Source organism: Nonomuraea sp. NPDC050556 (assembly GCF_044457355.1).
GTDB lineage: Bacteria > Actinomycetota > Actinomycetes > Streptosporangiales > Streptosporangiaceae > Nonomuraea.
Genome location: NZ_JBITGU010000001.1, coordinates 1,719,151 through 1,743,468, shown reverse-complemented (window position 1 = coordinate 1,743,468; position 24,318 = coordinate 1,719,151). Strand labels below are relative to the sequence as shown.

General features: G+C 69.7%; 25 protein-coding genes. 10 read left to right on the top strand and 15 right to left on the bottom strand.

Annotated elements, in window-relative coordinates:
• Window positions 1-4: 4 nt before the first annotated feature.
• Together ACIBG8_RS08840 and hypF are read left to right on the top strand one after the other, a co-directional pair.
• Window positions 5-661 carry a CBS domain-containing protein gene (locus ACIBG8_RS08840; RefSeq protein WP_397342028.1) on the top strand — a complete coding sequence of 219 codons (657 nt, stop codon included), beginning with the start codon at window positions 5-7 and terminating at the stop codon, window positions 659-661.
• A 5-nt stretch (window positions 662-666) separates the two neighbouring features.
• Window positions 667-2,721 carry a carbamoyltransferase HypF gene (gene hypF / locus ACIBG8_RS08835; protein WP_397342027.1) on the top strand — a complete coding sequence of 685 codons (2,055 nt, stop codon included), beginning with the start codon at window positions 667-669 and terminating at the stop codon, window positions 2,719-2,721.
• A gap of 66 nt (window positions 2,722-2,787) precedes the next feature.
• On the opposite strand, the gene ACIBG8_RS08830 is transcribed toward hypF, so the two are convergent.
• From ACIBG8_RS08830 to ACIBG8_RS08790, 9 genes are all read right to left on the bottom strand, one after another.
• Window positions 2,788-3,165: a hypothetical protein gene (locus tag ACIBG8_RS08830; RefSeq protein WP_397342026.1), complete on the bottom strand. Its 378-nt coding sequence runs from the start codon at window positions 3,163-3,165 to the stop codon at window positions 2,788-2,790.
• Window positions 3,149-3,709, bottom strand: coding sequence for an RNA polymerase sigma factor (locus ACIBG8_RS08825; RefSeq protein WP_397342025.1), 561 nt, complete (start codon window positions 3,707-3,709; stop codon window positions 3,149-3,151). The genes ACIBG8_RS08830 and ACIBG8_RS08825 overlap by 17 nt, the downstream gene beginning before the upstream one ends.
• 32 nt (window positions 3,710-3,741) lie before the next feature.
• Entirely contained in the window at window positions 3,742-3,984 is a 243-nt protein-coding gene (locus tag ACIBG8_RS08820; RefSeq protein ID WP_397342024.1) for a hypothetical protein, read from the bottom strand.
• A gap of 304 nt (window positions 3,985-4,288) precedes the next feature.
• Window positions 4,289-4,825 carry a hypothetical protein gene (locus tag ACIBG8_RS08815; protein WP_397342022.1) on the bottom strand — a complete coding sequence of 179 codons (537 nt, stop codon included), beginning with the start codon at window positions 4,823-4,825 and terminating at the stop codon, window positions 4,289-4,291.
• A 181-nt stretch (window positions 4,826-5,006) separates the two neighbouring features.
• On the bottom strand, window positions 5,007-5,690 hold the full coding sequence (locus ACIBG8_RS08810) for a CBS domain-containing protein (RefSeq protein ID WP_397342021.1): 684 nt from the start codon (window positions 5,688-5,690) through the stop codon (window positions 5,007-5,009).
• Window positions 5,687-6,295 (bottom strand): CBS domain-containing protein, encoded by a 609-nt coding sequence (locus tag ACIBG8_RS08805; protein ID WP_397342020.1) that lies wholly within the window; start codon window positions 6,293-6,295, stop codon window positions 5,687-5,689. Before ACIBG8_RS08805 ends, ACIBG8_RS08810 begins: the two co-directional genes overlap by 4 nt.
• Window positions 6,292-6,957, bottom strand: a complete 666-nt coding sequence (locus ACIBG8_RS08800) for a CBS domain-containing protein (protein WP_397342019.1) — start codon at window positions 6,955-6,957, stop codon at window positions 6,292-6,294. The genes ACIBG8_RS08805 and ACIBG8_RS08800 overlap by 4 nt, the downstream gene beginning before the upstream one ends.
• A 20-nt stretch (window positions 6,958-6,977) precedes the next feature.
• On the bottom strand, window positions 6,978-9,578 hold the full coding sequence (locus ACIBG8_RS08795; protein ID WP_397342018.1) for a GNAT family N-acetyltransferase: 2,601 nt from the start codon (window positions 9,576-9,578) through the stop codon (window positions 6,978-6,980).
• Complete coding sequence (locus tag ACIBG8_RS08790; protein WP_397342016.1) at window positions 9,571-10,065, bottom strand: hypothetical protein; 495 nt, start codon at window positions 10,063-10,065, stop codon at window positions 9,571-9,573. Before ACIBG8_RS08790 ends, ACIBG8_RS08795 begins: the two co-directional genes overlap by 8 nt.
• A 336-nt stretch (window positions 10,066-10,401) precedes the next feature.
• Between ACIBG8_RS08790 and ACIBG8_RS08785 the strand changes: the two genes are divergently transcribed.
• The 3 genes from ACIBG8_RS08785 to ACIBG8_RS08775 all read left to right on the top strand — a co-directional run bounded on the left by ACIBG8_RS08785 (window position 10,402) and on the right by ACIBG8_RS08775 (window position 13,702).
• Entirely contained in the window at window positions 10,402-11,379 is a 978-nt protein-coding gene (locus ACIBG8_RS08785) for an Acg family FMN-binding oxidoreductase (RefSeq protein WP_397342015.1), read from the top strand.
• Window positions 11,380-11,469: 90 nt separating this feature from the next.
• Window positions 11,470-11,964: a hypothetical protein gene (locus ACIBG8_RS08780; RefSeq protein ID WP_397342014.1), complete on the top strand. Its 495-nt coding sequence runs from the start codon at window positions 11,470-11,472 to the stop codon at window positions 11,962-11,964.
• Between the two features lie 70 nt (window positions 11,965-12,034).
• Window positions 12,035-13,702, top strand: a complete 1,668-nt coding sequence (locus ACIBG8_RS08775) for a GAF domain-containing protein (RefSeq protein ID WP_397342013.1) — start codon at window positions 12,035-12,037, stop codon at window positions 13,700-13,702.
• Between the two features lie 102 nt (window positions 13,703-13,804).
• Here ACIBG8_RS08775 and ACIBG8_RS08770 read toward each other — a convergent pair whose 3' ends face one another.
• The gene (locus ACIBG8_RS08770) at window positions 13,805-14,335 is read right to left on the bottom strand and encodes a hypothetical protein (RefSeq protein WP_397342012.1); all 531 of its coding nucleotides are present in this window, start codon (window positions 14,333-14,335) and stop codon (window positions 13,805-13,807) included.
• On the opposite strand from ACIBG8_RS08770, the gene ACIBG8_RS08765 reads away from it, so the two are divergent.
• Window positions 14,334-14,663 (top strand): hypothetical protein, encoded by a 330-nt coding sequence (locus ACIBG8_RS08765; protein WP_397342011.1) that lies wholly within the window; start codon window positions 14,334-14,336, stop codon window positions 14,661-14,663. The two genes, ACIBG8_RS08770 and ACIBG8_RS08765, sit on opposite strands and share 2 nt — an antisense overlap.
• A 487-nt stretch (window positions 14,664-15,150) precedes the next feature.
• On the opposite strand, the gene ACIBG8_RS08760 is transcribed toward ACIBG8_RS08765, so the two are convergent.
• Together ACIBG8_RS08760 and ACIBG8_RS08755 are read right to left on the bottom strand one after the other, a co-directional pair.
• Window positions 15,151-15,564 carry a hypothetical protein gene (locus tag ACIBG8_RS08760; RefSeq protein WP_397342010.1) on the bottom strand — a complete coding sequence of 138 codons (414 nt, stop codon included), beginning with the start codon at window positions 15,562-15,564 and terminating at the stop codon, window positions 15,151-15,153.
• A 354-nt stretch (window positions 15,565-15,918) separates the two neighbouring features.
• A complete protein-coding gene (locus tag ACIBG8_RS08755) occupies window positions 15,919-17,208 on the bottom strand; it encodes an FAD-dependent monooxygenase (RefSeq protein WP_397342009.1) in 1,290 nt (429 codons plus the stop codon).
• 697 nt (window positions 17,209-17,905) lie between these two features.
• Between ACIBG8_RS08755 and ACIBG8_RS08750 the strand changes: the two genes are divergently transcribed.
• Window positions 17,906-18,442: an RNA polymerase sigma factor gene (locus tag ACIBG8_RS08750; RefSeq protein WP_397342008.1), complete on the top strand. Its 537-nt coding sequence runs from the start codon at window positions 17,906-17,908 to the stop codon at window positions 18,440-18,442.
• On the top strand, window positions 18,435-19,124 hold the full coding sequence (locus ACIBG8_RS08745) for a hypothetical protein (RefSeq protein WP_397342007.1): 690 nt from the start codon (window positions 18,435-18,437) through the stop codon (window positions 19,122-19,124). Before ACIBG8_RS08750 ends, ACIBG8_RS08745 begins: the two co-directional genes overlap by 8 nt.
• A 206-nt stretch (window positions 19,125-19,330) precedes the next feature.
• Here the strand turns inward: ACIBG8_RS08745 and ACIBG8_RS08740 are convergent, their stop codons facing one another.
• Together ACIBG8_RS08740 and ACIBG8_RS08735 are read right to left on the bottom strand one after the other, a co-directional pair.
• Complete coding sequence (locus ACIBG8_RS08740; RefSeq protein WP_397342006.1) at window positions 19,331-19,750, bottom strand: pyridoxamine 5'-phosphate oxidase family protein; 420 nt, start codon at window positions 19,748-19,750, stop codon at window positions 19,331-19,333.
• Between the two features lie 52 nt (window positions 19,751-19,802).
• Window positions 19,803-20,444, bottom strand: coding sequence for a response regulator (locus tag ACIBG8_RS08735; RefSeq protein ID WP_397342005.1), 642 nt, complete (start codon window positions 20,442-20,444; stop codon window positions 19,803-19,805).
• An 86-nt stretch (window positions 20,445-20,530) separates the two neighbouring features.
• Here ACIBG8_RS08735 and ACIBG8_RS08730 point away from each other — a divergent pair, with 86 nt between their 5' ends.
• The gene (locus ACIBG8_RS08730; protein WP_397342004.1) at window positions 20,531-22,813 is read left to right on the top strand and encodes a phosphoketolase; all 2,283 of its coding nucleotides are present in this window, start codon (window positions 20,531-20,533) and stop codon (window positions 22,811-22,813) included.
• Window positions 22,795-23,862: an acetate/propionate family kinase gene (locus ACIBG8_RS08725; RefSeq protein WP_397342003.1), complete on the top strand. Its 1,068-nt coding sequence runs from the start codon at window positions 22,795-22,797 to the stop codon at window positions 23,860-23,862. Before ACIBG8_RS08730 ends, ACIBG8_RS08725 begins: the two co-directional genes overlap by 19 nt.
• On the opposite strand, the gene ACIBG8_RS08720 is transcribed toward ACIBG8_RS08725, so the two are convergent.
• Window positions 23,846-24,316, bottom strand: coding sequence for a PPOX class F420-dependent oxidoreductase (locus ACIBG8_RS08720; RefSeq protein ID WP_397342002.1), 471 nt, complete (start codon window positions 24,314-24,316; stop codon window positions 23,846-23,848). The two genes, ACIBG8_RS08725 and ACIBG8_RS08720, sit on opposite strands and share 17 nt — an antisense overlap.
• Window positions 24,317-24,318: the final 2 nt, after the last annotated feature.

The window sequence follows — 24,318 nt, the reverse complement described above, 5'->3', positions numbered from 1 at the left end:
AACCATGTCTGTCGAAGTCAAGGACGTGATGGGCCACGTGGCCATCGCGGTGCACCAGGAGGCGACGTTCGCCGAGATCGTGTACGCCATGCGCCGCTACGGCGTCGGCGCGGTCACCGTCATCGACGCCGACCGCCGCCCCGTTGGGGTCGTCTCCGAGGACGACCTGCTGCTCAAGGAGACCGACACCGTACGGCACAGCATCTCGATCTTCGAGAGCAAGCGGGAGCGCCAGGAGCACGAGAAGGCCTCGGCGACCACGGCCGCCCAGCTGATGACCTCGCCCGCGATCACCGTCACCCCGCGCACCTCGGTCAGGGACGCGGCCCGCCTGATGCACGACAAGAAGATCATGCAGCTGCCGGTGATCGACGTGATGACCGGCCGCATCGCCGGCACCCTGCACCGTCGCGACGCGCTGCGCGTGTTCCTGCGCCCGGCCGACGCGCTGGAGCGCGACATCATGGCCGCCATCGAGGAGCCCGACGACTTCACCCTCGTCATCGACCAGGGCGTCGTCACCGTCGGCGGCCGGGTCGCGTCGAGCTCGAAGGCGATCCAGCTGGTGGAGGCCGTCAAGGCCGTCGAAGGCGTCATCGACGTCGTCTCCGAGGTCACCCACGAACGGGACGACATCGTCGTCGTCCCGCCGCTGCTGTAGGCGTCATGGACGCTACGTGGCGCATCGAGGTACAGGGCGTCGGGTTCCGGCCCTTCGTCCATCGCCTGGCCACCGGCATCGGCATCCGCGGGACCGTGCGGAATGCCGGAGGCCAGGTGATCATCACGGCCACGGGAAGCGCGGCGAGGGTCGAGGACGCGTTCGCCCAGATCCCGCCCGACCTGGCCACCTGCGACGACTGCCTGCGTGAGCTGTTCGACCCGGCCGACCGCCGCTACCGCTACCCGTTCGTCGACTGCACCGCCTGCGGCCCCCGGGCGACCATCATCGAGGCTCTGCCGTACGACAGGGTCCGCACCACCATGAGCGGCTTCCCGATGTGCCCGGCGTGCGCCGCCGAGTACGAGGACGCCGGGAACCGGCGCTTCCACGCGGAGCCCATCGCCTGCCCCAGCTGCGGGCCCACGCTGCGGTTCAGGACCGCCACGGGCGACGAGGCGCTCCGGGCCGCCGCGAGCCTCATCGGCGCGGGCGGCGTGGTCGCCATCAAGGGGCTGGGCGGGTTCCAGCTCGTCTGCGACGCCTTCAACGAGGACGCGGTGACCAGGGTCCGCGAGGCCAAGGGGCGCGAGACCAAGCCCCTCGCGGTCATGGTGCGCGACCTGATGGCCGCCGACAGCCTCGCCGTACTCACCGCGGCCGACCGCGACCTTCTGAGGGGTACGGCGGCGCCCATCCTGCTGGCGCCGCGCAGACACGGCGTGCTCGCGGCCAACGTCTGCGGCGGCATGGCCGAGTTCGGAGTATGCCTGCCGTACACCCCGCTGCACCACCTGCTCCTGGCCGAGCTGCGCCGCCCGCTCGTGGTGACCAGCACCAGCCATGCGGGCAGCGACCACGAGGTGGACGGCGTGCTCGACCACGACCGGCCCGTCGTCTACCGCTGCGACGACTCGGTGATCCGTACCTTCGGATCCCGCGCGACGGTGATCCGCGGGGCGCGCGGGCTGGCTCCGGGCCTGCTGCGGTTGCCCGTCGCGGCCAAGGTGCCGCTCCTGGCCGTCGGCGCCCAGCAGAAGAGCACGTTCACCCTCGCCAGTGGCGAGTTCGCGGTGCTCGGCCCGCACGTCGGCGACCTGGCCGACGCCCGGACGCTGACGGTGTTCGAGGACACCCTCGACCGGCTGAGCGCCGCCCATGGCATCCAACCCGCCCTCGTCGCCCACGACCTGCACCCTGGCTACCTGTCGACCCGGTTCGCCCACCGCTGGCCGCGCCGTACCGGGGTGCAGCACCACCACGCCCACGTGGCCGCCGTCGCGGCGGAACACGGGCTCCATGAGCCCTTCCTCGGCGTCGCCTACGACGGCCTCGGCCTCGGTGACGACGGCACGTTCTGGGGCGGTGAGCTGCTGCTGGCCACCTACACCGGCTACGAGCGCCTCGGCCGCTTCTCCCAGGCGCGGATGCCGGGCGGCGAGGCCGCCGTGCGCAGGCCCGCCCGGATGGCCTACGGCTACCTCCTCGACGACGCCCCGCCCGGCCTGCTCGGCGAGCGGGAGGAAGCTGCGGTGCGCCGGATGATCGACCGTGGCGTCAACAGCCCCCTCGCCTCCAGCGCGGGCCGCCTGTTCGACGCCGCGTCCGCGCTGCTCGGACTGTGCGGGGACAGCGGCTTCGAGGGCGAGGCGGCGATGCGCCTGGAGGAGGCGGCCGCCCCGTTCGCCGGTGCGGAACCGCTGGCCTGGCGGCTCGACCAGCACGACGGGCTGTGGGTGTACGACGGGGTCGCCACGTTGCGCGACCTGCTCCAGGCGCAGGCGGAGGGCGAACCGGTGGGGCGGATCGCCGCGGCCTTCCACTCCGCGGTCGCCGCGGTGACGGTCCTGATGTGCGAGCGGGCGGCCGAGCGCACAGGGGTTCGTACGGTGTGCCTGTCCGGCGGGGTGTTCCAGAACCGGCTGCTGGCCGTGGATGTGCTCGCGCGGCTCGCGTCCGCCGGGTTCGACGTGCACATCGGGGAGCGGGTGCCGGTCAACGACGGCGGCATCAGCTTCGGCCAGGCCGCGATCGCCGCCGCCAGGTCGTCAAGCGCATAGCGTCCCAACGGGCACGTCCGGGCTCGGCGGGCGGGGACTGGAAGACCAGCCGACTGCCTGGGTGGTTCAGCTTTCGGGCTCTTGGGTCATCCACCTGCGCAGCCTTTCGAGCCCGGCGCGTACGTCATGAGAGGGCTCTTCGGCGGCTGCCTGCCGGAAGGCCAGCCGGTACACCTGTGTCGGAGAGACTGGGGCGATGTCCTGCTGGAACAGGGAGGGGGCCCGGCTCTGTGCGCGGCGTTCGGCAGCGCTTCCCGCTCGCACCTCTGTGGACAGCCCCGAGGGCAGAGGTTCGGGGTGGACGCCGAGGGCGTTGTCGAGCTCTTCAGTGGTCAGTCGTCTGTGGACCGCGGCTGCCGCCACGAGGAGGGTGACGTAGGTGTCGAACTCATCCAGGGCTACGTGATCATGGATGCGGCTGCGGAGATCAGAGTTCTCCTCCATGGCTGCGCCTCCTCTCTTGAGGATCGTTTCCACTGTCGTCGGGATCGTCCAGGAAGGGGACGTCGGAACCTATCTGCTCGACCAGCTGGTCACGAGCGACCTTGATGTAGCCACGCACTGTGCCAGGGGTGATTCCCAGCCAGAGGGCGATCTCGCGGGTGCTCCACTGCTCGTTCCAGCGCAGGAAGACGACGCGCTTGCGCATCGGTGGCATCTGTTCGATGACCGACCAGCATCTCCGCAACGCCAGCGTGGACAGGACCTGATGGAACGGCTCCGCCGCCGGGTGGTCGGACTCGGGGAGGTCGGCGCACGGTTGCTGACGCCGGCTTCTGCGCCACTCGTCGATCGCCTTGTTCCGCAACACGGTGAACAGCCACCGGCGTCGGCCCTCACCATCTCGTGCGGCGAGCTCCTCCCAACACAGCGCGGCCTCCTGGAAGGTGATGTGCACCAGGTCCTCCGCGTGTGCCCGGTCCACCTGCGGGAGCTTGCACGCATGCCGGAACAGCGCCGGTGCGGCCTCGATGTACAGCCTTCCCACTTGATCGGCGATCTCTGGTGGGATCCGGGCGGTCACCCGTCGGTCTCGGATCGTGGACGAGTGCGCTGTGCGCCCAGACTGACTCTCATCGTCTGTCCTTCGGGTCCGTCCTGTTGCACGACCACCGTGCCGGGGAGGGCGTCGGCCACCAAGGCCACGAAGGTCCGGCGCCGCTGCCATTCGATGATGATCCTGAAGATCCCACTCACGATCACGATCGCCAGAAGCGCCATGGCGGCCCGCCAGGAGATGAGCCCAGAGATCACACCGCCCATCACCGTCACCTTCCATGCCCTGCCGCCGAGGGACTTCTCTACTGTCACACCTCTACGTCGGGCGAGACCACGAAACCGTTGGCCCGGACCGGCGCGTCATCCGCATCGGCTCCGATCGGCCCAGAGGGTACGGCGGGCCGATCGGACCGAGCGCGTGAGGACGGCTCCGAGCGGACGCGTTTCGACGAATCCCATCCCGCCTCCCGGGATCGAAACACCGCGCTGGACCGGGACGCGGGTTGGGATCGGTGGTTGCTTGAGTCGCTTGCCACCGCGGCCTGGGTGGCCTTCGTCCCTTCAGGACCTACCAGTTTGGTCCGTCGCGATACATCCAGGGGGAGACGCCCGAGGCGGACTGGCCGGGAATCCGCACCACTGTCTCGAGCTGGATCGCCATCACCGCCGTCGGCCCCTGCGGGCTGTCGACCACGGCCGGCATCTTGAAGAACTTGATGTAGGACGCGCACCCGTAGTCGGTGACGGTCTGGGTCCGATAGGTGTGGTTCCAGGTGAAGTAGTGGTAAATGATGTCAACGGAGCATCCTTGCGGGATGGCTCCGTTCATGTAGAGGTCTCCCTGGTAGCCCCAGTCCCAGGCGATACAGGGCTGGAAGCTGAGCCCGAACGCCTGCTGCGAGTTCCCGCAGCCACCTCCACTGGTAGCTTCCGCCGGGGGCGCGACGAGCATCCCGGAGATGACGAGAACGGCTGCCGCGACGGTAGAGCGGAAGAGAGCTTTGCCGGTGTGATTGAAGATCAACGAAAGGGCCTCCTTCGGCGTACACGCAGGGCGCGGCTCCGGGAAGCGCATCCCGCGAGGCCCTGACGTGATCTCGATCATGTCGCCGAGCAGGCGCCTTTGTCTGTCCTGCACGATGTCCCGCAAAGGCCGGACAGCCCATGTAGATCTTTCACGCCAAGCACCGGTCAATCCGACCGAGATGATCGGCGGAGATCCGCAGTCACCTCGGCCACGCAACGCAATGCTCGAGTAGTTGCTCACCAAGGCGGGCACTGCGCGATCATGGCGATGAGAACCTCAAGCCCCGCCGCAGCAGGTCGTCTTCCTTCCAGCTCAGCTCGTCGTGCACCGCAACGACCCCGTCGACGCTCTCGGCGTGCCTGGCGGCGATGTTGGCCTCGCTGTGCTTGGCGGTCTGTCCCGTCAGGGTGACGACGCCGTTCCGCACGGAGATGTCGATCACCGGAACGGCGTGCAGCGGCAGGCCGTCGACGACGCGCCGCCTGATGTCCTCGTCGCCGCGGACGAAGACCTTGATCAGGTCGCGACGGCTCACGATGCCGACCAGCCTGCCCTCGGGGTCGACGACCGGCAGCCGCTTGACGCCGCGCCCGTCCATGAGGCGGGCAGCCGCCACCACGGAGTCGTGCGGGGTGGTCACGACCGCGGGCGCGGTCATGAGCTGACCGGCCGTCTCGCCTTCCGCTCTGCGGGCGGTGGCGTGGTGGCGGAGCCTGGCGCGCAGCGGCGGGTGGTAGAAGTCGCCGTAGTAGCGCTGCTTGAACTCCTCCTTGGCCAGCAGGTCGGCCTCGGAGACGACGCCGAGCACGTGGTCGTCGTCGTCCAGCACGGGCACGCCGCTGACCCGCTTGTCGATGAGGATCTCGGCGACGACGTGGAACTCGGCGCTCGCGTTGACTGCCACCACGTCGGTGGTCATCACGTCCTTGACGGTCATTCTCATGGCTGCCTCCTGTGCTTGACCCGGACGACGCCGGGCACCGTTCTGGCGATCACATCCGCGATGCCGTCGGCGTAGGGGTTGGATTTGCCGCTCAGCGTGGCGATCCCGTCGCGCACGCTGACCTGCCAGCTGGGGCCGAACGGGTACTGCTCGTGCAGCGCGACCATGATCGCCTCGCGCAGTTCCTCGTCGGGGCGGGCGAGCATGGCCATCAGGTCGCGGCGGCTGAGGATGCCGACGACCCGGTCGGCCCGCCGTACGGGCAGGCTCTTGATGCGTTTGGCGACCATCAGGTCGATGGCCGTGGTGGCGTCCGTCGTCTCGGTGACGGTGATCACCTCTCGGGTCATCACGTCGGCGACGGTGCGCGGCGGCGGCTCGTGGTGGGCGAGCACGGGCATGAGGCTGGCTCGCGGGTCGGGTTCGAACTCGCCGCGCAGCAGGTCGAGCTCGCTGACGACGCCCGCCAGGCGCCCGTCGGCGTCGACGACGGGCGCGGCGGTGATCTCGTTGTCGTAGAGCAGGCGGATCGCCTGGCGGACGGTGCAGGTGGACAGCACCGTGATCGCCGGGCTGGTCATCACGTCCCTGACCATCATCGTCATCGCCCGCCCCATCCGGGCTCGTCGTCCTCGTCCCAGTCCAGTTTGTTGACGACGTCGACGACGCCGTTGACGCGCTGGATGAGGCGGGCGGCGATCTCGGCCTCGCTGCGCCGGTCCATCCGGCCGGTGAGCGTGACGATCCCGTCGTCGACGCGAACGTGCACCCTGGGGTTCTCCACCCACATGGCGCTTTCGAGGATCTCGGCGTCGGAGCGGACGAACACCTTGAGCAGGTCGTGCCTGCTGACGACGCCCTCCAGGCGGCCGTTGCCGTCGACGACGATCAGGCGCTTGACGTCCCTCTCGTCCATGATGCGCGCGGCCCTGACGACCGGCTCGCCGGCGTCGACGGTGACCGCGGGGCGGGTCATGAGGTCGGCGGCCGTGTCACCGGACGCCTTCCTGGCAGCGTCGGGGTGGCGCAGCCGTGCGCGCAGCGGCGGCTTGTAGCCCTCGCGGTAGAACTGCTCCCTGAACTCCTCCTTGCGCAGCAGGTCGGCCTCGGAGACCACGCCGATGACGTAGCCCTCGGCGTCGACCACCGGTACCGCGCTGACGCCGTAGGCGATGAGGACCTCGGCAACGTCCTTGAACGGCGTGCTGCCGTTGACGGACGCGACCTGGGTGGTCATGACGTCTTTCACTGTGATGCGGGTGGACATGGCGGCTTCCTTTCTGAGGGTCAGCGCATCCGGCGGCGCAGGGGCGACACCGGTGGTTCGCAGGGGCGGAGTCTGATGCGGGCGTCGACGGTGACGGCGCTGTGTTCTGTGACGATGACGGGGTTGAGGTCGAGTTCGGCTATCTCCGGCAGGTCCTCCATGAGGCGGCCGACCCGCACGACGTATTCGGCCAGGGCTTCGGCGTCGACAGGTGTGCTGCCGCGGTAGCCGTACAGCAGGGGGGCGCAACGCAGCTCGTTGATCAGGTCGAGCGCCTGCGCCGTCGTCAGCGGCGGTACCCGGAAGGCGCGGTCGGCCAGCAGGTCGGCGGCGACGCCGCCCATGCCGACCATGACCAGCGGCCCGAACGCCGGGTAGGTGACCCCGCCCACGATGATCTCGACGCCGCCGGGCAGCATGTGTTGCACGATGGCGCCGCTCATCTCGGGGATGGCGGCGGCCATGTCGCGGTAGGCCTGCCGTACCTGCTCCTGGGTGGCCAGGTTGAGCCGGACGCCGCCGGCGTCGCTCTTGTGCACCAGGCCAGTGGCCTTCAGTACGGCGGGCAGCCCGGCCAGCGCCGCGGCCTCGGCGGCCGTTTCCGGGCCGTCGACGCCGATGGACTCGACCGTGCTGATGCCGTAGCAGCGCAGCAGCCGGGTGACCGCGGCAGGGGACAGCCACAGGCCGTCCGGGTGAGCGGCGAGTTCGGTGCGGACCAGCGCGCGAGCGGCCTCCACCGGGGTGTGGACGGCCGGTGGCTCCTCCGGATGGGCGCGCCATTCGGCGTAGCGGGCGGCGCGGGCCAGGGCGGCGACGGCCTGCTCGGGGAAGGCGTAGCTGGGGATGCGGCCGTCGATGAGGTCGTCGTGGCCGACGACGCAGGCCAGCACGGTCTTGGTGGTGGCGCGCGTGGCCTCGGCGATCGCCGCCCGGGTCCGGTCCAGGCCCGAGCCGAAGGGCGGGGTGTAGATGATGAGGATCGTGTCGACGTCCTGCTTGTCCAGGGCTCTGACAGCGGTGGCGATCTGGCCGGCGTCGGCGTCCGCGGTCAGGTCGACGGGGTTGCCCAGCGCGGACGCCGCCGGCACCCTGCCATCCAGGTGCAGGCCGGTGAGCTTGGGCACGGTGAGGCCGTGCGCCTCGCAGGCGTCGGCCGTCATGGCCTCCGGCCCGCCGGAGTTGCCGACGATCGCGACCCTGCGGCCCCGGGGGAGGGGCTGTGCGGCGAGCAGCTTGGCGACGTCCAGGAGCTCCTGGACGCTGTCCAGCCTGATCACGCCCGAGGCGCGCACCAGCGCGTCGACGGCGACGTCCGGGGTGGCCGCCGCGGCCGTGTGGGACTGAACGGCGCGCCCGCCGGAGTCGGACCTGCCGCTCTTGACCAGCAGGATGGGCTTGCGCCCCCCGACGCGGCGCGCGATACGGGCGAACTTGCGCGGGTTTCCGAACGACTCCAGGTAGAGCGCGATCACGTCGGTGGCCTGGTCGTCCTCCCAGTACTCGAGCAGGTCGTTGCCGCTCACGTCGGCCTTGTTGCCGACCGAGACGAACGACGACACGTCCAGCCGGTCCAGCAGGGCGGCGCCCACGGCGCCCGACTGCGACAGCAGCGCGATGCGTCCCCGCCTGGGCTGCTGCTGCAGGAAAGTGGCGTTGAGTCCGTGTGCGGTGTTGGCGATGCCCAGGCAGTTCGGCCCGACCAGGCGCATGCCCGCGGTGCGGCAGATCTTGACCAGGTCTGCCTCGGCGTCGCGCCCGCCGCTCTCGGCGAACCCGGCCGACAACACCACCAGCCCGCCCACCCCGGCTTCGGCGCAGTCGCGCGCCACGTCCAGCACGTGCTTGGCCGGGACGGCCACCACCGCCAGATCCACAGGACCGGGTACGGCACGCAGGTCGGGAGAGCAGGCCAGCCCGGCGATCCGGGTGGCGCGGGGATTGATGGGGTAGATCGGCCCGGGGAAGCAGCCATCGATGAGGTTGCGCACCACGCGGTGGCCCACGCCGGACGGATCCCGGCCCGCGCCGATCACCGCGACGGACGAGGGCGCGAGGACGCGGGCCAGCGAGGCGCGTTCTGCCTGGTGGTCGCGGGCCTCGATGCTGGCCAGCAGCCGTGGGGTCGGCCGCACCACGATGCGGACGCCGACCGTGCCGTTGTCGTAGTGCTGCTCGGCCTGCAGTCCCAGGTCGCGCAGCACCCCCAGCATCGGCCGGTTCTCCGCGAGCACGTCGGCCACCAGCGTGTCCACCCCCTGCTCGGCGGCGTCCAGCGCGAGGTGTTCGAGCAGCAGCGTGCCCAGCCCGTGTCCGTGCACCGCGTCGTCGAGCAGGATCGCCAGGTCGGCGCTGCCGTCCCCGGCGGGGATGTACTCCGCGACGGCCACCAGCCGGTCGTGGACCGTGGCGACCAGCGCGTGGCCCCTGTAGGCGGAGCTGGTGAGGCGTTCCATGTAGGCGTGCGCGGTGGCCGTGCCCCCGGTGAAGAACCGCAGGTAGGCGGAGCGCTCCGACGAGCGGTTCACCAGCGCGTGCAACTCCCCGAGGTCCTGGGAGACCAGGGGGCGCACGTGCGCTATGCCGCCGTCGCGCAGCAGCACGTCGTAGCCGTCAGGCATGGGTGAGCTCCAGTTCGGTGACGGGACGGCGGGGCGCACGCGGCACGTACGGCCCGTAGCCGAACCTGCTGATCATCTGTGGGTGCCCGCGCCGGTGGTGCGGTGGCGCATGTCGCGCAGGTCGAGCGGCTGGTTGAGGAAGGAGGCCGACAGGCGGTGCCTGGTCGCGGTCACCTTTGGACCGCGGTCCCTGCACATGGGCCGGAACACCGTCGCTCGTGGTCCATGCGGCCAGCTCGGCCAGGTAGTCGCCGTCGTGGGCCAGCTCCTCCTCCGCGATCGCCGCGTAGTCCAGGAGATCGGCGGTGTGCCTGTCGTCGAGCGTGACCAGCGTGGCGCCCTCGCGGGACGCGGCGGTCCTGAGCTCGGCCCAGACGCCGGCCTCGACGCGGCGGCCGGTGTACGGTTCCCTGCTCGTCCTGCGGTCCGGAATGAGGTTGAACAGCGCGGCGCCACGAACTCGCCGCGAACCACTTCGAACCGCCACGGCTGGGTGTTGTGCACGGACGGCGTCTGGCCGGCCGCCACGAGAAGCCTGGTGAACATGGCGCACCTCCTGCCCCTGACACTCGCGCGACAGGAGCTCGCGAGGCAGTGCCGGACGGCCCACGGCACCAGGCCGAAAGTCACTGTTCGGCCGCCAAGGTCCTCGGCTGGGATCTGGGGTCACGCGGCACGCGCGGACACGTGGCGTCCCACACGTTCGCCTTTCGCGAGGCGCCGCTGCCGTGTTGCGTGACGCGGCCTGCCCGGTGGCCATCGTCCCAGGTGATCGGGACCTTCGGCCCTGAACGTCCCGGCGGGCGCGTGGTGCGCTGAAGCCATGAGAACGCACACGACACGAGACAGGAAGCACGCGCTCACGGTGGCGCTGGAAGCGGCGGTGTGGGCGCCGTCGGTGCACAACTCCCAGCCCTGGTCGTTCGCCGTCACCGATGACGAGATCTCCGTGCGCGCCGACAGCGACAGGAAGCTGCGCACCGGCGACCCCAGCGGCAGGGAGCTGCTCATCAGCTGCGGCGCGGCCCTGTTCAACCTGCGGACGGCGCTGCGCTGCCGGGGCTTCGAGCCCGTGGTCCGGGTCCTGCCCGACCCCGACCGGCCGTCGCTGATCGCGATCGTCCGGCTGGGGGCGGAGGCGGAGCCGGACGAGCACACCAAGCTGCTGAACGCCGAGATCGAGCGGCGGCGCACCCACCGGGCCGGGTTCACCACCCTCCCGGTGCCGGACAAGCTGCTCGACGCGCTGGTCCAGCAGGCCACGCTCGAGGGCGCCACGCTCACCCCCGTGATGGCACCGGCAGCCGTCAAGGTGCTGGCCGGGCTCACGAGCGTGGCCAGCGCCATCCAGTCGCAAGGCCAGGCGTTCACGCTGGAGCTGCTCCGCTGGGCGCGCCCGCCGGAGAGCCCGCGCAAGGACGGCGTACCGGCCGAGGCTTACCCGAAGACGGTGAACACCGCCTTCGACCAGCGCGACTACGCTCAGGGACGGCCCTGGGGCAACGACGCCGACCAGGCCATGTCGGTCGCCACGGGCCGGTTGGCGCTGCTGTCCACCGTGGGCGACGACCGCGAGCACTGGATCGCCGCCGGTCAGGCGTTGCAGCGGGTCCTGCTGCACGCCTCCGCCTACGGGGTCAGCGCAGCCTTCCACACCCAGGCTCTGGAGCTGCCCGCGTTGCGGGAGTTCCTGTGCACCGAGCTGTGCTCGGGCAGGCACCCGCAGATGATCATGCGGCTGGGGTTCACGTTCGACGAGACCCAGGGGGTACGGCGCCCCCTGTCCGACGTCCTGGAATGAGGGGTCGAAGGTCCCGAATCAGCGAGCCGTACGGCACTGCCCTCCAGGCCCGGAAAACGGTGTGCTGGAGACACCGACAAGGAGGACATCATGACCACCACGCACGCGCAGCCCCACGTGAACATCCAGCTCGCCAGGCCCGTCGACTACGTCTGGGCCGTCGCCAGGATCAGCATCGGCTGGATCTTCCTGTGGGCTTTCCTCGACAAGACCTTCGGCTGGGGCTTCGCCACCCCCGCCGCCAAGGCGTGGATCAACGGCGGCAGCCCGACGACCGGGTTCCTCAAGGGCAGCAACTTCGCGACGCTGGCGGGGCAGCCCTGGGTGGACTGGCTGTTCATGCTCGGCCTGGCCGGCATCGGCACCGCCCTGGTCCTCGGCATCGGCACCCGCATCGCCGCCGCCACCGGCAGCCTGCTGCTCGTCCTCATGTGGGCGGCCGAGCTGCCCCTGGCCAACAACCCGTTCATGGACGACCACATCATCTACGCCATCGTGCTGATCGGCCTGGCCATGGCCGGAGCGGGGAACACGCTCGGTCTGGGCAACCTGCCGATCGTCCAGCGCAACCCCTTCCTCAAGTAGTGGCGGCCGTGGCGAAACGCTCAGCCCTTCCGGGGTTGGGCGTTTCGCCGTGCCATGTGAAACTTCCCCCATGGAGGAAAGCCAGCCACGACCGCTCCTGCCACAGATGCGCCTGGACGAGCTGCTGTCCGAGCTGCAGGTGCGCCTCAACGCGGTGCTGGCCACCCGCGACCGCGTGCACGCGCTGCTCGACGCGGTCGTGTCCGTCGGCAGTGATCTGGATCTGGAAGTCGTCCTGCGCCGGATCGTCGAGACCGCCACGAACCTGGTGGACGCCAGCTACGGGGCGCTGGGCGTGGTGGGGCAGGAGAACACCCTTCTGCAGTTCATCCCGGTCGGGCTGAGCGAGGAGGAGATCGCGGCGATCGAGCACTGGCCGCACGGGCTGGGCCTGCTCGGGCTGCTCATCAAGGACGCGCGGCCGCTGCGGCTGACCCGCATCTCCGACCATCCCGAGTCGTACGGTTTCCCGCCCGGCCATCCGCCGATGGGCTCCTTCCTCGGCGTCCCGGTACGCGTACGCGACGAGGTGTTCGGCAACCTGTACCTGACCGAGAAGCGCGGCGGCGGCGAGTTCGACCAGGAGGACGAGGCCATCGTCATCGCCCTGGCCACCGCCGCCGGTGTGGCGGTGGAGAACGCCCGGCTGTACGAGGAGACCCGGCGGCGCGAGAGCTGGCTGCAGGCCTCCTCGGAGATCACCACCAGCCTGCTGTCCGGCGCGGACCCGCAGGACGTGCTGCACATGATGGCGCGCAGCGCACTGAAGATGAGCGGCGCCGACATGGTCCTGGTGTTCCTCCCCGATCCCGAGGGCGATGCCCTGACCGTCAGGATCGCCGAGGGCAGCGGGGTGGAGGAGCTCCTCGGTACGAGCTTCCCGCTGGCGGGAACGGTGGTCGGCGAGGTCTTCTCCACCGGTGAACCGCAGACGGCGAGCGACTTCTACCAGGAGGGCTTCGAGCCGGGTCTGGTGGTCCCTCTCGGGGCGGCGCAGGCCGTACGAGGAGTCCTTGCCCTGGCCAAGCGGGCGGGGAAGATCCCGTTCGCCCCCGCGGATCTGCGCACGATCGAGGCGTTCTCCGGCCAGGCGGCCGTGGCGCTGGAGCTGGCCGAGGCGCGCAGGGACGCCGAACGGCTGGGCCTGCTAGAAGACCGCGACCGCATCGCCAAGGACCTGCACGACGTGGTCATCCAGCGGTTGTTCGCGGTCGCCATGACGCTGATGAGCGCGGTCCGCCTGGTGGAGCGGCCGGAGGCGTCGGGGCGGCTGCAGTACGCCGTCGACGAGCTCGACGGCACGATCAGGCAGATCCGCTCGACCATCTTCGCGCTGCAGGGCCCGCGCGAGCCCGGCGCGCCCAGCCTGCGCGCCCAGATCGTGGACCTGGTCGAGGGCGCCCGCGGGCACCTCGGCTACATGCCCGGCCTGCGGATGGAGGGCCAGATCGACAACCAGGTCTCCCCGCCGACCGCCGAGCACCTGCTCGCCGTGCTGCGCGAGGCGCTGTCCAACCTGGTACGGCACGCCAGGGCCAGCAAGGCCGACGTGTCGGTGGAGGCGGGAGACGGCAGGCTCGTGCTCGTCGTGCGGGACAACGGGGTCGGGCTGTCCAAGGACGGGCGGCGCAGCGGCCTGCTCAACCTCGAGGAACGGGCCGTGCAGCTCGGCGGCTCTCTCGAACTGGACTCGCCTTCCGACGGCGGAACCGTACTCATTTGGAGCGTGCCGCTGTGACCCGGGTCCTGGCGAGCGCGAACCCTCACCCAGGGCCAGTTGGGAGCTCATGACCTGGTCCGAAGCTCGCGCGACAAGGGACCACGGCTGACGGAGATCGCCTCAGATGGGTCGCCGAGTTCTGGCAGGGGTGCGGCGGTCTCGGTTGTGGTGGTGAGGTGATCGCGGAGGACGGTGTGGCGGAACTGGGGCGGTGCATGTCACCCAGGAACCGCATGAGCCGCAGTGGCAGGCGACCCGACAGGGCGGTGGGCAGCAGCCAGGCAGGCGAATCTGCTGCACCGCGCCGAACGCGGCTCCGGTCAGCAGTCCCCAGCCAAGGTCACGCCAGAGTTCCGTCAGCGACGGGCCGAGGTAGGCGGTGACGTATTCGCCGGTCAGCGCGATGACAGCCCCCACCAGCAGCCCGTTGACGAGCCGGAGCCCGAGCAGGGACCGATTGACCTTCCATGAGGTCAGTGGCGTGAGCGCGGCGGTGAAAGGCAGGAGTGCGTTCGCGGAGGGCATCCGGTCGTTCGTCACGATCACCATCCACATGACCAGTGCGAGCACAAGCCCGCTCGTGAGCGCCGCCTTGAAACCGACGGTCGTCGACAGAGCAAGGACGACGAAGGTCGGCGGTCCCAGCAGCATGAGGAGAAGCCTGTGCCCGTGGTGGCCGATCGTGGCGGTGATCCGCCGGACGACCGGGATCTGGGTGAAGTCGAGAGCGTTCAGCGCGCTGCCCTGGCAGGTGAGCCCGAACGCCAGCCCCGCTGTCACACCCAGAACGGGCCCGTCACCCAACCCGGCGGCCACGCCGACGGAGACCTGGCAGTCCATGGGCGGCGGCATGCTGGGCCGCCTCGCGGCGGACATCAGCGATGTGGTCCTTGGCGAGGTCGAATACGGTGGTGACCTCTTCGTCCACCTCTTCAAGGTCTTGCGGGGCAGGCTCACCGGGTCGGGGCGGTGGTCCTGAAGGCCCGAGGACTTTTGTCCCCGTTGTGGTCAGCCTGCTCTTTGTCATCGCCTGCTATATGGCGCGATATAGAGCCTGTATAGGCTGCCTGATTACCTTTCGCTCATGAGAAAAACGCTACTCTCGCTGGTGGCAGCGTCCATCGCAGGCTCAGCCCTGGTGCTGGCGCCCGCACCCGCGTACGCCGGCCCTCCACCGCCCTACAACTGCACAGTGGGACTCATTACCAACAGTGGAAAGGTCGTCGGCGGTTACTCTCTTTGCCTGAGCGGATACGGCTGGCATCGCGTCGTTGTTCAGTGTTCGGGCGTGGATCAGGAGGGTCCGTGGGCAGGCGTAGGGAGCCAATCGAGGCTCACGTGCCCATCGCTGTATCCCAAACCCGAGCGCGTCAGGTATCAGACTAAAGGCGTCTAGCCCGACGACGAGACATTAACCGGACGGGCGGAACGGTGCACATGTTGATGCGCGGCCGGTAGGCCTTAAATCAGCGAATCAGCCGCGCCGCCCTCACCGCATCATCCACGATCTCCGCGGTGAACCGCACGCCCGCCAGCTCCCCCACACCTACGCCGAGCTGCTCGGCGAGCTCGGCAGCCGGGACGCGCAGCGGGTCGCCGCTCGGGTGGTACGCGGTCACCACCTCCGCCCGTGCGCCGAAGACCAGCTGCACGCGGGCCTCGAGACGCTCCGGGCGCGCCCCTACCGAGCGCGCCGCGTCAGGCCCGCCCTCCCAGTCGTCCGTGCTCATGTTCTCTTCCTCCTGGGTGGTGGTGGCGTCCTCGCGAAACACGTCGATGCTGCCATCGGCGTACCGCAGAACCCTAAAGCGGTGGCGGCGGGGCAACTGAAGCGGCGCCCCCTTGCTGCGCGTGAGCTCCAAACCGTCATTGACGACCACGCCGAGGAACTGTCCGTTGGCGAGTTCCTCGCGTCGTGTTCGTCCATGAGGCGTGCCCAGATCTCTGTGGAACCGTGGCCTCGAACACCTGTGCCGCCGCGTCGTCGATCTGATCGGCGGCCGTCCGCCAGCCGGACGAAGTAGTCGTGGGCGTGCCGAGGCTGGCGCACGCCTCAGTGCCAGTGCAGCCAGAACGGGTGCCAGGCTGTGCCGGTCACCTCGGGATCCGCATCGAGCAGGATCAGCCGGTTTCCTGGTCAACACCGCCTCATCCGAGCGCGGCGTGGCCCCGAACGGGCGCTCCTACGCGGTGTCCTACCCAAGCGTGGTCCCCGCGGACACGTTGTGTGACACCTACGGCTTGGCCGAGGAGGTGATCGCCGATCCAGCCGGGGCTGCGGTGTCTGGCACCCCCACGTAGTCGGGCAGCTCGGGGCCGTTGATCGCGCGCCCGATCAGCTCGGTGAACCATTCGCCGGTGAAGTCGGGGGCCGGCTCGGCGTTCGGTCCGGGGATGTCGCGGCTGCGGGCGTTCAACCGGCCGATCTCCTGGTTGGCCTCGACGAACGAGCGCATCCGCGCCTCATAGCCGGCGAACCCGGCCTCGGGGTCCCATCCGGCGGCGGCCAGCTCTCCAGCCAGCAGGTAGGCGCCGACCAGCGCCAGCCCGGTGCCCTGCCCCGACATCGGCGAGGAGCTGAACGCCGCGTCTCCGAGCAGCCCCACCCGTCCACTCGACCAACGGTCCATCACCACCTGGGCAACCTGGTCGAGATAGAAGTCCGGGGTGTCGTCCAGGTGCGCGAGAATCTCCGGGGTCAACCAGCCCAGGCCCGCCATCCGCTCACGCAACAGGGCCTTCTGGGCCGCGACGTCGCGGTAGTCGACGTCGAAGTCGGCCGAGGCGAGATAGAACATGGCCATCGCCCGGGTGGCGTCCTGGATGGGCCGCAGGAGGGCGGAGCGCCCGGACTCCTGATCCTGGTACTCCAGCAGCCAGCGGTCCAGCCCGAACTCGTTGGGCACGCTGTAGAAGGCCAGCACGTGCCCGAGGTGGCGCAGGAACCGCTCATGCGGCCCGAAGACCATCGCTCGCAACTCCGAGTGCAACCCGTCGGCCCCGATGACCAGGTCGAAGCGCCGCCGGTCACCGCTCGCGAAGACCACGTTGACCCCGTCCGCGTCCTGCGCGAGCTCCGCGATCCGGTCGCCGAAGACGTACTCGACGCCGTCGCGGGTGTCGTCGTAGAGCACCTGGGCCAGGTCCCCGCGCAGGATCTCGATGTCCGCAATGAATCCGTCGCCACCGTCGTCGTCGGCACGGAAGGTCTCCAGGACCTTCCCGTCCGCGTCCACGGTGTGCGCGCCGGCGGTGTCGGTGCACGCCGCGCGCACCACCGCGTCCAGCCCCATGCGCGTGATGACCTCCTTGGCGACCCCGCGCGCGTCCACTGCCTGCCCGCCGGGACGCAGCCCAGGAGCCCGCTCCACCACAGTCACCTCGGCACCCCGCCGGCGCAGCCAGTGGGCCAGCGCGGGGCCCGCGATGCTCGCCCCCGCCACCAACACCCTGGGACCGCTCACCCGCGTCCCCTGCTCGCCAGCCCGGACAGTGCGCTCCTGCTTGGAGTCGTCGACGCTCATCACTGCCTCCATGTACTTCCTCCCGCGCCGGGACGTTCCCGGCACAGGGCCACCTCTGTCGGTGTCCAGCACAAATCGCGTCCACGCTCCCGTAAACACCTGAACTCGGCGTGTGCGTGCGACGGGCATGGCCATGATCGCCTCGGCAGACACACTGAAAGACCAGTGAGAACGGACAACTGACGACGCCTCACTCAACCTTCGGTGGCACGAAACTAGTGGTCATCAACCTTCGGTGACAATGACCAGCCTCCACTGTCACAGGGACACCTTTGGCCCCACTTGGTGATCAACCGGCCATGATCTGAAGGCGAGGTTTGGAGCGCAGAACGTCCATGATCGCGCGGTACTGGGTTGGCACGAGTGCGGCCGGAAGTCTGGGGCGGCCTCGGGCGCGACGGTGCGCAGGAAAAGGCTTCCCTTCCTCCGGGTGGAGCTCGGCAGGCGGCCGTGGACGAGGACGGCGGCGACCTGCTGGATGACCAGATCGGGGGCGTGGATAGGCGCCTTGGCCACGACCAGACGCAGCCGTGCCCTCCCCGTCCGTCGGTGGTGGTCAGCCCGTCGATGCCGTTCGGCATGGCTCGCGGGGATGGTGAAAGCTTTCCGGCACATCGGGCAATCAGGGGTGACCGCCTTGTCGAATGGACGGAGAGCAGTGCGTGACCCAATCACGAATGCCAACGGGGCCGCTCGCATGAACGTTTCCACCCATCCGGGACTGGATCTTGATCTGATCTTCGACGCGCACTTCGCCGAGATCCACCGCTACATCGCTCGGCGGCTTTCCAGAGACGACGCCGACGACCTGGCGGGCGAGGTCTTTCTCATCGCTGCCCGCGGGGGATATGAATCCTCGCGCGGTGAGGTCAGACCTTGGCTGTACGGCATCGCCACCAAGCTCATCTCGCGACACCGCCGTAGCGAGATCCGCAGGTGGAGAGCGCTCAGCCGGACATCGGAACGCGAGGCGCAAAGCCACGAGGACGCGACGCTCACGCGGGTCACGGCTGGAAGCCTCACGGGCAGGCTCGCGGGGGCGCTCGCCGGTCTGAACAGCGGCGATCGGGACGTGGTGCTGCTGGTGGCGCTGGGCGAGCTGACCCACCGGGAAGTCGCAGCTGCCCTGAAAATCCCCTATGGCACCGTCGCGTCCCGGCTCAACCGGGCACGCAAGCAGCTTCGCAAGGCATTGGGCGACGTCAACCCGCTGAAGGAGGCGCACGATGGATGAGATCACGCTGCTCGCCCAGGCGATCCCGGATGAACCGCCGCCTTCAGCCGAGACCGTGGCCAGAGCCCGTGCGCGGCTGATCGCCCGCCAGGCCGCGGTGCGTCAGCCCCGCCCGCGCCGGCAGTGGGGCTGGACGGCAGGCGCCGCCGTCGTCACCGCTGCGGTCGTCATGGCAGTGGTGATGCTGGTGTCGAACCTGACCGGCATTCCCGAACCCGCGCCGCTGGCCCCGCCCACCTTCGAAGAGCCACCACGCGCCTACAAGGGGCTGACCCGTCTGTCGGCAACGACGGTGCCGCGGTCGGCGGCAAAGGAGCGCCTCCGCTTCCGTCCCACAAGCGAAAACATCAAGATCGTGATCTTCTGCCAGGAGCCGGGCTCGATTTTCTTCACCCATGAGGGAACGAGCGGCGCCAGCGGCACATGTGGCCCGGACGGCGGGCTCAGCATGCTCGCGGACAAGGCGTACGAGCCGGGCTGGCTCGGCCACGATCACCAGATCACCGTCTGGGTCTTCCCTCCGGATGCCTGCCCGGCCAAGGACGCGTGCGAGTGGAGACACGACCTTTCCGATCCGAAGACAGCCGACCGGCTGGCCGCCGAACTCGGCGAGCGTCCCGGGGCTTGGTCGGTCGCGGCGTACGACGCCCCGGCCGCGCCAACGGTTTCACCCGTGGATTGAGGGCTGTCTCTCAGGACCTTCCGGCCCAGGCGCGGAGGGTGATTCCGCAGAGGCAGCCACCGGCGGTTTCCCTCGCTGGCTGTGTCACGTCAGGGGCCGGTGACGGCCTTCTCGTCAGTCTGTGGGTCATGAGGGGGATGGTGGCGTTCCGCCAAGGCTCGGCGGCGCGCCGAAACTGGAGTCGCCCGCTGAAGGTGGAACGACGCTCAGTCGGAGCGTGCCTGTGTGATCCGGCGGCCGGAAAGCTGCTCGATCCGCACCATGATGTAGTGGTCGCGGCTGCCCGGCGCCCATGCCTGGAGGGGGAGTGCGGACAGCTGGTCGATCTCCTGTGGATCGCGTACGGCTCGCGCGTGGCCCACGGCGGTCACCGACCATCCGGTGCGGGTGGCCGGGTCGATCTCGTCGGCCTCGAACGCGACGATGGCGTCGTGGGTCGCGGCCGCCAGCTTGGCGCCGATGGAGGTGCGGATGACGATGCTCTCGCCGTACAGGTGGAAGTTGACGGGCTGGACGGCGGGCAGGGCGCGGTCGGTGAAGACGATCCGCCCGACCACCGCTGAGCCCAGCAGGTGAAGGCACTCCCCGGGAGAGAGCACCTGCAGGCCGGATGCGTCGAGTTTCATGCCCTCCAGGATTCCGGCCGCGCTCCCGTCGTGATTAGAGGCGAAAGTCCTCTCATTCGTGGCGATCTGCCTTGAGCCGGGCGGCCATGGCCGCTGCCTGGGTACGGCGCTGCATGTTGAGCTTGGCCAGCAGGTTGGACACATAGTTCTTCACGGTCTTCTCCGCCAGGTAGAGCCGCTCGCCGATCTGCCGGTTGGTGAGGCCCTCGCCGATCAGCTCCAGGATGTTGCGCTCCTGGTCCGACAGGGTCTCCAGGGGATCCTTGTGGTTCGCCTGGTCGCGCAGCCGGTGCAGCATGGCGGCGGTGGTCTGCGGGTCCAGCAGGGACTGTCCGGACGCGACCGTGCGCACCGCGCCGACCAGGTCGGAGCCGTGGATCTGCTTGAGCACGTACCCGGACGCCCCGGCCATGACCGCGTCGAACAGGGCGTCGTCGTCGGCGTAGGAGGTGAGCATCAGGCACTGCAGGCCTGGAAGGCGGGAGCGGACCTCGCGGCAGACGTCCACGCCGCTGCCGTCGGGCAGCCGCACGTCCAGGACGGCGACGTCGGGCTTGAGCGCCGGGATGCGGGCGATCGCCGACTCGGCGGTGCCGGCCTCGCCGATGACCTCGATGTCATCTTCCGAGTCCAGGAGCGCCGCGACGCCGCGCCGTACCACCTCGTGGTCGTCCAGGAGGAACACGCGAATCATGATTCGCACGTTAATCGGCTTCCGGCTCGTACGGTAGGGACTAATGGCTCTACATATGCGGCGTCTTGTGGGGCAGCGTGACCTTCATGAAGGCCATTGACGCCTACTGGCGTGCCGCCAATTACCTGTCCGTCGGCCAGATCTACCTCCAGGACAACCCGCTGCTGACCGAGCCGCTGCGGCCGGAGCACATCAAGCCGCGGCTGCTCGGCCATTGGGGAACGACTCCAGGGTTGAATTTCTGCTTCGCGCACCTCAACCGGATCATCCGCGAGCGTTCCCAGGACATGATCTACGTCGCCGGGCCCGGTCACGGCGGCCCCGCCGCGGTCGCGCACGCCTGGCTTGAGGGCTCCTACTCGCAGACGTATCCCGAAATTTCGCAGGATGAGCCGGGGATGCGCCGGTTGTTCCGCCAGTTCTCCTACCCCGGCGGCATCCCCAGCCACGTCGCGCCGGAGACGCCCGGCTCCATCCACGAGGGAGGCGAGCTCGGCTACTCGCTGGCCCACGCCTACGGCGCCGCCTTCGACAACCCCGGCCTGGTCGTGGCCTGCGTCATCGGCGACGGTGAAGCCGAGACAGGGCCGCTGGCCGCCAGCTGGCACTCCGGCAAGTTCCTCGACCCGTCCCGCGACGGGAAGGTCCTGCCCATCCTGCACCTCAACGGCTACAAGATCGCCAATCCGACGGTGCTGGCCAGGATCCCCACGGACGAGCTGTTCAAGCTCATGCAGGGGTACGGTCACCGTCCTCACCTGGTCGGCCCCTCGCACGAGGAGATGGCCGCCACCCTCGACCTCGTCTTCGACGAGATGAACGACGGCGGCCCACCCCCGATGATCATCTTGCGGACGCCGAAGGGCTGGACCGGGCCGGCCGTGGTGGACGGGCTGCCGGTGGAGGGCACCTGGCGCGCCCACCAGGTGCCGCTGTCCCAGGTGCGCGAGAACCCGGAGCACCTGGCGATGCTGGAGGAGTGGATGCGCTCCTACCGGCCCGGCGAGCTGTTCGACACGGATGGCAGGCCGGTGGCCGAGGTGCTGGGGACCGTACCCGCCCCCGAGCTCAGGATGAGCGCCAGCCCGCACGCCAACGGCGGGACGCTGCTGCGACCGCTGCGCCTGCCGGACTTCCGCGACTACGCGGTCGAGGTGAAGGCGCCGGCCGCGGTGTCGACCGAGCCGACCAGGGTGCTGGGCGGCTTCCTGCGCGACGTGATCGTCGCCAACCCGCGGAACTTCCGCCTGATGGGTCCCGACGAGACCGCCTCCAACCGGCTGTCAGCGGTCTTCGACGTCACCGACCGCGCGTGGAACGCCGAGATCCTGACGACCGACGAGCACCTGGCGCCCGGCGGCCGGGTCATGGAGGTGCTGTCGGAGCACCTGTGCCAGGGTTGGCTGGAGGGCTACCTGCTGACCGGCAGGCATGGCCTGTTCAACTGCTACGAAGCCTTCATCCACATCATCGACGCCATGTTCAACCAGCACGCCAAATGGCTTGAATCCTCGAGAGACATTCCCTGGCGGCGACCCGTCGCCTCGCTCAACTACCTGCTGTCCTCGCACGTGTGGAGGCAGGACCACAACGGATTCAGCCACCAGGACCCCGGCTTCCTCGACGTCGTGGTGAACAAGAAGGCGTCCGTCGTGCGGGTGTATCTGCCGCCGGACGCCAACACCCTGCTCTCGGTCGCCGACCACTGCCTGCGCTCCCGCGACTACGTCAACGTGATCGTCGCCGGGAAACAACCCGTCCTCGACCTGTTCACCCCCGAGGAGGCGATCGCCCACTGCAGCCGCGGCCTGGGCATCGTCGAGTGGGCCTCCAACGACTCCGGCGGCGAACCCGACGTCGTGCTCGCCTGCGCCGGAGACGTGCCCACCCTGGAGATCCTGGCCGCGACCGCCCTGCTGCGCGAGCACCTGCCCTCGCTCAAGGTGCGGGTGGTGAACGTGGTCGACCTCATGCGGCTCCAGCCGCCGTCGGAGCACCCGCACGGCATGCCCGACGCCGAGTTCGACGCCGTCTTCACCGCCGACAGGCCGATCATCTTCAACTTCCACGGCTACCCGTGGCTGATCCACCGCCTCACCTACCGGCGTCACGGGCACGACAACATCCACGTCCGCGGCTACAAGGAGGAGGGCACCACGACCACGCCCTTCGACATGGCGATGCTCAACGACATCGACCGCTACCACCTGGTCATGGACGTCATCGACCGGGTGCCCGGCCTCGGCGTCAGGGCGGCGCACCTGCGCCAGCAGATGGCCGACGCCAGGCTCCAGGCCCGCGCCCACACCCGCGAACACGGCGAGGACCCCGCCGAGATCAGGGACTGGGCATGGCCGTCCTCGTCCTGAACACCGGCTCGTCCACCATCAAGTACGAACTGATCGACGTGGGCTCGGGCGAGCGCCTGCGCGAAGGCCTGGCGGAACGGGTCGGTGATCACACGGCCGCCCTGAAATCCGTTCTCGAGGCCCTGGGCGGCCTCACCCCGGAAGCGGTCGGCCATCGGGTGGTCCACGGCGGCACCCGCTTCCGCGACCCCGTCCTCATCGACGACGAGGTGATGGCCGCCATCGACGAGCTCAGCCCGCTGGCCCCGCTGCACAACCCGGTCAACCTGGACGGCATCCGCGCCGCCCAGCACGCCTTCCCCGGAGTGCCGCAGGTCGCCGTCTTCGACACCGCCTTCCACCACACCCTCCCTCCCGAGGCCTACACCTACGCCGTGCCCCGGGAGTGGGGAGTGCGCCGGTTCGGTTTCCACGGCACCTCCTGCGCCTACGTGACCCGCCGCGCCACCGAGCTGCTGGGCGAGCCGTACCCCAACCTGATCGTGCTGCACCTGGGCAACGGCGCCAGCGCCACCGCCGTCGAGGCGGGCCGCAGCGTCGACACCTCCATGGGGCTGACCCCGCTCGAGGGCCTGGTGATGGGCACCCGGTCAGGTGACGTCGACCCGGGACTGCCGCACCACCTCGGCTTCGATCTGGACCACGCGCTGAACCACGCCAGTGGCCTGCTCGCCCTGGCGGGCGAGGCCGACATGCGGGAGGTACGGCGGCGCGCCGACGGCGGCGACCCCGACGCCGTGCTCGCCAGGCAGGTCTACTGCCGCCGCATCCGCAAGTACGTCGGCGCCTACTACGCGCTGCTCGGGCGGGTGGACGCCATCGTGTTCACCGCGGGAGTGGGCGAGCACGACGCCGGCGTGCGCGCGGCGGCTCTGTCCGGGCTGGAAAGGCTGGGCATCACCGTCGACGCCGCGCTGAACGATCAGCCGTCCGAGGAGGAGCGCGCCGTCTCCCGGCCGGGCGCCGAGGTCGCCGTGCTGGTCATCCCGACCGACGAGGAAGGGGAGATCGCCCGCCAGACCCTGGACCTGGTCAGGACGGCTCCGTAGCGGGGATGTCCAGGGCTGTGCCGTACAGGCGGGAGACGTGCAGCCTGATCACCACACGGCGTTCGTCCACCAGTTCCTGGAGGAAGGCGGCCTCCTCCGCCGGGTCGTCGAAGCCCGGGGTGAGGGCCAGGAGTTCCCTGCCGGTCGCGTCCCCCGGTTCCGTGGTCGTCTCCGACACCTCCGCGTCGCCCTCGGCGACGGCGAACGACCAGACGTTCGGGCCGGTCACGTGCAGGGACAGGCGGGGGTCGTTGCGCACGTGGCGCACCTTGAGCCGGTCTTCCGTCGTGGAGACGCGGATGATCCGTTCAGCGGGGTCCCAGTTGTACAGGACGGTGGACTGGTGGGGGTGGCCACTGCGCTTGACGGTGGCCAGCACGCCGAACTGCTGGCCGGCGAGCAGGCGGGAGAGTTCGTCGTCGGTGAGGATGCGGGGAGCGGGACCTGAAGTCATGG